Raw genomic sequence first — 7,518 nt, forward strand, 5'->3', positions numbered from 1 at the left:
CCTCCCGGCCCCTCCCGGCCCGTCCTGGGACCTGGTGGCCTTCCGGGAACACTTCTGGGCGATTTGTGTCAGCTTCGCAACAGCCCTGCTCCTAATTTACTTCGACCCTTGTATAGGGCATGGCCAGGCACTGCACACTGGTCCGCATGAACGATTGGCCCGATGCGTGGGCGGACGACAGCCGCGACAACCGCGACAACCGCTACGGACGCGGTAGCGCGAACACACAGCCCGAGGGTGCGCGCGTGATGCGGCAGGTCCAGCGCGGCCAGGGCGGTCAGGGCGGCCCGTACGGCCAGGCCCCGACCGCCCCTCCGTACGGCGGCGGGGTGCCGCAGCAGCAGCCGTACGCCGGTGACCAGGGACAGGATCCTTATGGCAACGGCAACGGCAATAGCCATGGCAACAGCTACGGCAATGACAGCGGGTACAACACCGGGCAGGTCTACGGCGGCGGGTCCGGCGGGCCCGGGTCGATGAGGAACCCCGGTGCCGCTCCGGACTGGCGCAAGCGGATCAAGTGGACCGCGATCGCGGTGGTCACCGGACTGGTCGTGGTGTCCGTCGGTACCTACTTCTGGGCCGACTCCAAGCTGAACCGCCAGGTCGACCTGTCGAAGGTCATCGACCGGCCGGACGGCGGCTCGGGCACCAACTATCTCATCGTCGGTTCCGACAGCCGTGAGGGCATGTCGTCCGCGGAGAAGAAGGCGCTGCACACCGGCTCCGCCGAGGGCAAGCGCACCGACTCGATGATGATCCTGCACACCGGCGACAACGGCCCGACACTCGTCTCCCTCCCCCGTGACTCGGACGTGGAGATCCCGACGTTCGTCGGCTCGGAGTCGGGCAAGACGTACAAGGGCACCGGCAAGCACATGAAGCTGAACGCGGCGTACGCGACGGACGGGCCCGAACTGCTCGTCCGTACCGTCGAGTTCAACACCGGACTGCGCATCGACCACTACGTCGAGATCGGCTTCGCCGGCTTCGCGAACATCGTGGACGCGGTCGGCGGGGTGGACCTCACCATCCCCAAGGGCGGGTTGAAGGACAAGAAGTCCGGCGCGAACTTCTCGGCGGGCGAGCAGACCCTCAACGGCGAGCAGGCGCTGGCCTTCGTCCGTACGCGGTACGCCCTCCCGGGCAGCGACCTCGACCGTACGAAGAACCAGCAGAAGTTCCTCGCGGCGCTGGCGAGCCAGACGGCGACGCCGGGCACGCTCCTGAACCCGTTCAAGCTGTACCCGACGATGAGCGCGGGCCTCGACACCCTGATCGTGGACAAGGACATGGGTCTGTTCGACCTGGCCGACATGTTCTGGGCGATGAAGGGCGTCACGGGCGGCGACGGCAAGTCCATGAACATGCCGATCTCGGGCTCGACCGGCAGCAACCTGGTCTGGGACAAGGCGAAGGTCAAGACGCTGGTGACGGAACTGAAGAACGACGAGAAGGTCACGGTCAGCGGCAACTGAGCGGTGCGGTGAGCGAGTAGTGGTACGCGGGTTGGCCCCCGCCCGATCCGTCGGGCGGGGGCAAACCTGTCGTGTGCTCGGGACCGGCGGCCGGTTACGGCAGGTTGCGGGCCATCACGATCCGCTGGACCTGATTCGTACCCTCATAGATCTGGGTGATCTTGGCGTCGCGCATCATGCGCTCCACCGGGTAGTCGCGGGTGTAGCCGTAGCCGCCGAGGAGCTGGACCGCGTCCGTGGTGACCTCCATCGCCACGTCCGAGGCGAAGCACTTGGCGGCGGCCCCGAAGAAGGTCAGGTCGCTGTCGCCGCGCTCCGACTTCGCCGCCGCCGAGTACGTGAGCTGACGGGCCGCCTCCAGCTTCATCGCCATGTCCGCGAGCATGAACTGGATGCCCTGGAAGTCGGCGATCGGCTTGCCGAACTGCTTGCGCTCCTGGACGTACCCCTTGGCGTAGTCGAGGGCGCCCTGCGCGATGCCCAGCGCCTGCGCGGCGATGGTGACGCGGGTGTGGTCCAGGGTCTTCATCGCGGTGGCGAAGCCGGTGCCCTCCGCGCCGATCATGCGGTCGGCGGGGATGCGGACGTTGTCGAGGTAGACCTCGCGGGTCGGGCTGCCCTTGATGCCGAGCTTCTTCTCGGGGGCGCCGAAGGAGACGCCCTCGTCGGACTTCTCGACGACGAACGCCGAGATGCCCTTGCTGCGCTTCTCCGGGTCGGTCACGGCCATCACCGTGTAGTACTCGGACTCGCCCGCGTTGGTGATCCAGCGCTTGACGCCGTTGAGGACCCAGAAGTCGCCGTCGCGGACCGCCCTCGTCTTCATGCCGGCCGCGTCCGAGCCCGCTTCGGGCTCCGAGAGGCAGTAGGAGAACATGCCGGTGCCCTTGGCGAGCGGTGTCATGTACTTCTTCTTCAGCTCCTCCGAGCCGGACAGGATCACCGGGAGGGAGCCGAGCTTGTTCACGGCGGGGATGAGGGAGGAGCTGGCGCAGACCCGCGCCACCTCCTCGATCACGATCACGGTCGCCAGCGCGTCCGCGCCCGCACCGCCGTACGACTCGGGTACGTGCACCGCGTGCAGGTCGTTGGCGACCAGCGCGTCGTGGGCCTCCTGGGGGAAGCGGGCCTCCTCGTCCACGGCGGCGGCGTAGGGGAGGATCTTCGCCTCGGCCAGGGAGCGGATCGCGTCACGGAGCATGTCGTGCTCCTCGGACGGGCGGTACAGGTCGAAATCAGCCGATCCGGCCAAGGTCTCTCACGCTCCAAAGACGCTGCAATGACTGTGACTAATGACTGTGACTAACGGCTGCGAGCGATGCTAACTACCGTTAAGTAACCTGGTTGTCGGTTCAGATTTTACGGCCTGCCCACCCGACTGATACGTGACCTTCGCGACAGAGCGATTCTGCCCGGTCAAGGGCCCCGGCGGCCTTCGGCGGGCCCGCGGCTATGCTCGCCTCGCACACCCGCCCAGCACCCAGTCCCCAGGCCACACCCCAGGAGCACCCATGGCTCTCAAGATCACCGTGATCGGCACCGGATATCTCGGGGCCACCCACGCCGCCGCCATGGCCGAGCTGGGGTTCGAGGTGCTGGGCCTCGATGTCGTCGAGGAGAAGATCGACCTGCTGCGGCGCGGCCAGGTCCCGATGTACGAGCCCGGTCTCGAGGAGCTGCTGCGCAAGCATGTCGCCGGTATCGAGGGGTCCACCGGGCGGCTGCGCTTCACCATGGACTGGGCCGAGGTCGCGGCCTTCGGCGACGTCCACTTCGTCTGCGTGAACACCCCGCAGAAGCACGGCGAGTACGCCTGCGACATGTCGTACGTCGATGCCGCGATCGAGTCCCTCGCCCCGCACCTCACGGCCCCCGCCCTGGTCGTCGGCAAGTCGACCGTGCCGGTCGGTTCGGCGGACCGGCTCGCCCGTACGATCGCCGAGCTGGCGCCCGTCGGCGCGGACGCCGAGCTGGCCTGGAACCCGGAGTTCCTGCGCGAGGGCTTCGCCGTCCAGGACACCCTGCACCCCGACCGGGTCGTGGTCGGCGTACGCAGTGAGCGGGCCGAGAAGCTGCTGCGCGAGGTGTACGCGACGCCGGTCGAGGAGGGGACGCCGTTCGTCGTCACCGACTTCCCGACCGCCGAGCTGGTGAAGACGTCGGCGAACTCGTTCCTCGCCACCAAGATCTCGTTCATCAACGCGATGGCGGAGGTCTGCGAGGCCGCCGACGGGGATGTGGCGAAGCTCGCCGAGGCGATCGGGTACGACGACCGGATCGGCAGGAAGTTCCTGCGGGCCGGGATCGGCTTCGGGGGCGGGTGTCTGCCCAAGGACATCCGGGCGTTCATGGCACGCGCCGGTGAGCTGGGCGCGGACCAGGCGCTGACCTTCCTGCGCGAGATCGACTCGATCAACATGCGCCAGCGCGGCCAGATGGTCGAGCTGGCCCGGCAGGCTCTGGGCGGCGGGCCGTTCCTCGGGAAGCGGATCGCGGTGCTCGGCGCCACCTTCAAGCCCGACTCCGACGACGTTCGCGACTCCCCGGCCCTGAACGTCGCCGGGCAGATCCATCTCCAGGGCGGCCAGGTGACGGTGTACGACCCGAAGGGCATGGCCAACGCGCGCAGACTCTTCCCGACGCTCGTGTACGCCGACACGGCACTGGAGGCGGTACGGGGCGCCGACGCCGTACTCCACCTGACCGAGTGGCGGGAGTTCCGCGAGCTGGACCCGGCGGCGCTGGGCGAGGCGGTGTCCCACCGCCTGATCCTGGACGGCCGCAACGCCCTCGACCCGACGGCGTGGCGCCGGGCCGGCTGGACGTACCGGGCGATGGGCCGGCCGACGGCCTGAGGGGCGCCGCCCGGCGACGACCACCTACCTCTTCCCTGCCGGGACGGTTACGCGCTCGTCGCGAGGGCGCCCGAGGGCCTGGCCTTGGCGGTGGAGCGGGCGGGGAGGCGGAGGCTCTTGAGGGCGACCGTGAGGACCGTGGTGGTCAGGACCCCCGCCGCGACGGCGAGCAGGAAGCCGACCGGGCGGCCGGTCTCGTCGAGGGCGAAGACGCCGCCGTACGGTGTCCTGCTGGTCGGGCCCAGGATCATGACCAGGGCGCCGGTCACCGCGCCGCCCGCCATCGACGACGGCAGCACCCGCAGCGGATCGGCGAGGGTGAAGGGGATCGCGCCCTCGGGGAGGAAGGCCGCCCCGAACATCCAGCCCGTCCTGGCGTAGGTCCGCTCCCCGTCGGTGAACAGGCTTCGCCGCACCAGGGTGGCCAGCGACAGGGCCAGGGGCGGGACCATGCCCGCGGCGACGACGGCGGCCATCATGGTCATGTTGAGGGTGCTGAACTTCGACGGGTCGCCGCCGCCCAGTTCCACCGAGCCGTAGCCGATGGCCGTCCTGGTGATCATCCCGCCGAGGTCGGCGCAGGCCATCGCGCCGAGGACGAGACCGGCGGCCACGGTGTTCTCGAACTGCAGGGTGGCCAGTTCGCCGTGCAGCCATGTGCTCAGGTCGTTGAGCAGTTGTCCGACGACCCCGACTATCAGGAACGCTGTGAGCGTGGTCGTCACCAGTGGGAACAGCAGCTTCGAGATGAGGCCCCGCCACCGGGGAGGAACCGGGACGCGTTCGAACGCGAGGGTGACGACGCCGGCGAACACCCCGGCGACCAGACCCGCCAGGACACCGGCCTGGACCCCCGTGGCGGCCAGACCGCCCAGGGCAGCCGGGATGACCGCGTTCCGCCCGGCCACACTGTGCCCGGCGAATCCGCCGACCACCACGGCGAGGAAGGACAGCGCGGTGAGGCCGGTCTTGAGCAGCAGCGCCGCCCAGGTCTGCGGCTGGCTCCAGTCGGCCGCGAAGAGGGCTGCCGAAGCCGTCTCGGAGATGCGCGGACCGGCGACGGCGAGCGCGACGACGACCATGACGCCGGGCATCGCGACGATCGGCCCCAACTGGGGTGCGTAGGACGTCAGTCGGGTGCCGAACCGCCGGCCGGAGGAGTGGTTGCTGCTGGACATGAGGGGACTCCTGGTGTGGTGGGGACGTGAGAGGGGGCGGCCCTTGGGCAGGAGGGCGCCCGGAGGGGGCCGGACACCCGTGGGCGACGGGTGTCCGGCACCTGTGTGTCACGGCCCCGGCGACAGCCGCGGCCTGTGCCGAACTGTCAGTGCGTGGTGACGAGTTCGGCCCCGAACGAGCCGAGGATGTAGTCCAGGTTCACGCCGACCATGTGGATCTGGCCCCGGTACTGGCCGCAGCAGTCCCAGTAGGCGCCCGCGTTCAGTCCGACGATCCAGGCCGCGGTGCCGGAGTAGTCCGTCATGTAGATGGGCGCGCCGGAGTCTCCGGGCTTCGTCTGCGGTCCGTTGTTGTACCGGGGGAAGTTGTTGCCGCCCGTTTCGAAGACGAACCCGGCGTTGTTCTTGATGCAGACGTCCGTTCCCGACCAGCAGATGTTGAACTCGCCCTGGGAGATCGGGTGGCCGCAGTGGTTGAAGCTGACCGCGCCGCTCACACACACCCGGAGGCCGTAGTACACCGGCTGCTTGCCGAACACGCGGAGGCTGGAGCCGCTGATCTGGGTGCCGCCGGTGTAGATGATCGGGGCGTAGTCCTTGTCCACGATCTCCTCGGCGTCGATGGTGTTGTCGCGCTTCGACACCTGGCCCACCGCGTTGCCGTAACCGCCGTTGTACGTGCGGTTGTAGACCTGGTTCCACCAGCCGTAGCAGTGCGCGGCGGTCACCAGCTCATGCCTGCCGTCGCGGTTGACGACCATGAACCCACCGGTGCACTGGTTTCCGCCGTTCGCGCCGATCAGCGCGTCCCCGCCCCAGAACGGGGACCAGTCGGCGAACCGGGTGTTCTGGGGCTCCAGCCGGGACTGGGACGTCTCGATCTGGCCCGGGTGGTCGTCGCTGAGCTGCTGAAGGGCCGAGTCGGGAGCGTCGCTCTTCACCTGGACCTTGTCGTTCACGGCGTCGTACGCCACCGCGACACCGTAGGTGTCCGCGTCGGGGGCCCATTTGCGGTCGGTGACCGTCTTCTGCAGAGCGTCCAGCGCGTCCTTGGTGAACTGGCTGATCTGGACGGTGGCGTGCGAGTCCGAGGGGAGCTCGGCGTTGACCGCTGCCTCCTCGTCGCTGGACGTTCCGCTCGGCATGACCACGACGGGAGCGGAGGCGTCACCGAAGACACCCAGGGCTCTGTGGTCGTCGGCGATCTTGTCGAGCTTGTCCATCGTGCCCTGCGCGGAACTGGGCGCGGGCGCGGGCGGATTGGTGTCGGCCGTCGACTCCGGAGGGGCGTCCTTGGGCGCGGGCGAGTCGGTGGAGGCGTCCGTGGGCGATGCGGAGGGGTCCGTGGCCGAGTCGGTCGGGTCGGCCGTGGGCGTGGGCGAGTCGGTGGGGTCGGCCGGTGCGGAGGAGGCGGTGGCCGTGGGGGTGGCACCCGGGTCGTCGGCATGGGCGGCGGTCACGGGCACCGCGAGCAGGGCCGCGGCGACGGCTGCCACCGCGATGGCCTTCCGCACGCGCATGGCTTCCGTTCTGATTCTCACTTCTTGCTCTCACTCTCAAAGTGGGCTGCCGGTGCCACCGTGAGGCGCAGGGCCACCAGGGCCGCCCGGGGAGGGGGACGGGGAAGGGGATGGAACAGTTCCCTTGCGCCTGGCACGATCCTGGCCGTCGCGGTGGCCGGGATCATGCGTGCTTCTACCCATTCCCATGGAATTGGGTGTCGGAGGTGGGTGTCGGACGTGGGTGTCCGAGGTGGGTGGCGGCGAGCGAGGGCTACGCGGCGGGTGTCTGGCTCTGTGTCCACCAGGCCGCGATCTGGGTGCGGCGGCAGAGGTCCAGCTTGGTCAGGATGTTCTCGACGTGCCGGTCGGCGGTCCTCGGCGAGAGGCTGAGTGCCGCCGCGATCTGCCGGTTCGTCATGCCCTCGGCGATCAGCGCGGCCACTTCACGCTCACGCCTGGTCAGCGGATTCGCGGTGCGGGCCGGGGCGGCCTGGACAGCGGGGGC

Annotated in this window: 6 protein-coding genes; 2 read left to right on the forward strand and 4 right to left on the reverse strand. The window is 69.3% G+C overall.

What is annotated here, in order from left to right:
* Positions 1–146 precede the first annotated feature (146 nt).
* The gene (locus AOK08_RS36920) at positions 147–1,478 is read left to right on the forward strand and encodes an LCP family protein (protein ID WP_198539502.1); all 1,332 of its coding nucleotides are present in this window, start codon (positions 147–149) and stop codon (positions 1,476–1,478) included.
* 94 nt (positions 1,479–1,572) lie between these two features.
* Here AOK08_RS36920 and AOK08_RS36925 read toward each other — a convergent pair whose 3' ends face one another.
* Complete coding sequence (locus AOK08_RS36925) at positions 1,573–2,730, reverse strand: acyl-CoA dehydrogenase family protein (protein ID WP_055534258.1); 1,158 nt, start codon at positions 2,728–2,730, stop codon at positions 1,573–1,575.
* A 259-nt stretch (positions 2,731–2,989) separates the two neighbouring features.
* Here AOK08_RS36925 and AOK08_RS36930 point away from each other — a divergent pair, with 259 nt between their 5' ends.
* On the forward strand, positions 2,990–4,333 hold the full coding sequence (locus tag AOK08_RS36930) for a UDP-glucose dehydrogenase family protein (RefSeq protein WP_055534259.1): 1,344 nt from the start codon (positions 2,990–2,992) through the stop codon (positions 4,331–4,333).
* Positions 4,334–4,380: 47 nt separating this feature from the next.
* On the opposite strand, the gene AOK08_RS36935 is transcribed toward AOK08_RS36930, so the two are convergent.
* The 3 genes from AOK08_RS36935 to AOK08_RS44095 form a co-directional block, all read right to left on the reverse strand.
* A complete protein-coding gene (locus AOK08_RS36935; RefSeq protein ID WP_055534261.1) occupies positions 4,381–5,511 on the reverse strand; it encodes a PTS fructose transporter subunit IIC in 1,131 nt (376 codons plus the stop codon).
* Between the two features lie 146 nt (positions 5,512–5,657).
* Positions 5,658–7,031: a hypothetical protein gene (locus AOK08_RS36940; RefSeq protein ID WP_055534263.1), complete on the reverse strand. Its 1,374-nt coding sequence runs from the start codon at positions 7,029–7,031 to the stop codon at positions 5,658–5,660.
* Between the two features lie 253 nt (positions 7,032–7,284).
* Positions 7,285–7,518, reverse strand: a 234-nt coding sequence (locus AOK08_RS44095) for a response regulator transcription factor (protein WP_198539503.1), incomplete at its 5' end; no start/stop codon positions are given.

Origin of the sequence: Streptomyces graminilatus (genome assembly GCF_001418565.1) — a bacterium.
Taxonomy (GTDB): domain Bacteria; phylum Actinomycetota; class Actinomycetes; order Streptomycetales; family Streptomycetaceae; genus Streptomyces; species Streptomyces graminilatus.

Excerpts from the sequence above, each read along its gene's own strand:
- AOK08_RS36920 (WP_198539502.1), top strand. The coding sequence starts at position 147 with ATGAACGATTGGCCCGATGCGTGGGCGGACGACAGCCGCGACAACCGC.
- AOK08_RS36930 (WP_055534259.1), top strand. The coding sequence starts at position 2,990 with ATGGCTCTCAAGATCACCGTGATCGGCACCGGATATCTCGGGGCCACC.
- AOK08_RS36935 (WP_055534261.1), bottom strand. The coding sequence starts at position 5,511 with ATGTCCAGCAGCAACCACTCCTCCGGCCGGCGGTTCGGCACCCGACTG.
- AOK08_RS36940 (WP_055534263.1), bottom strand. The coding sequence starts at position 7,031 with ATGCGCGTGCGGAAGGCCATCGCGGTGGCAGCCGTCGCCGCGGCCCTG.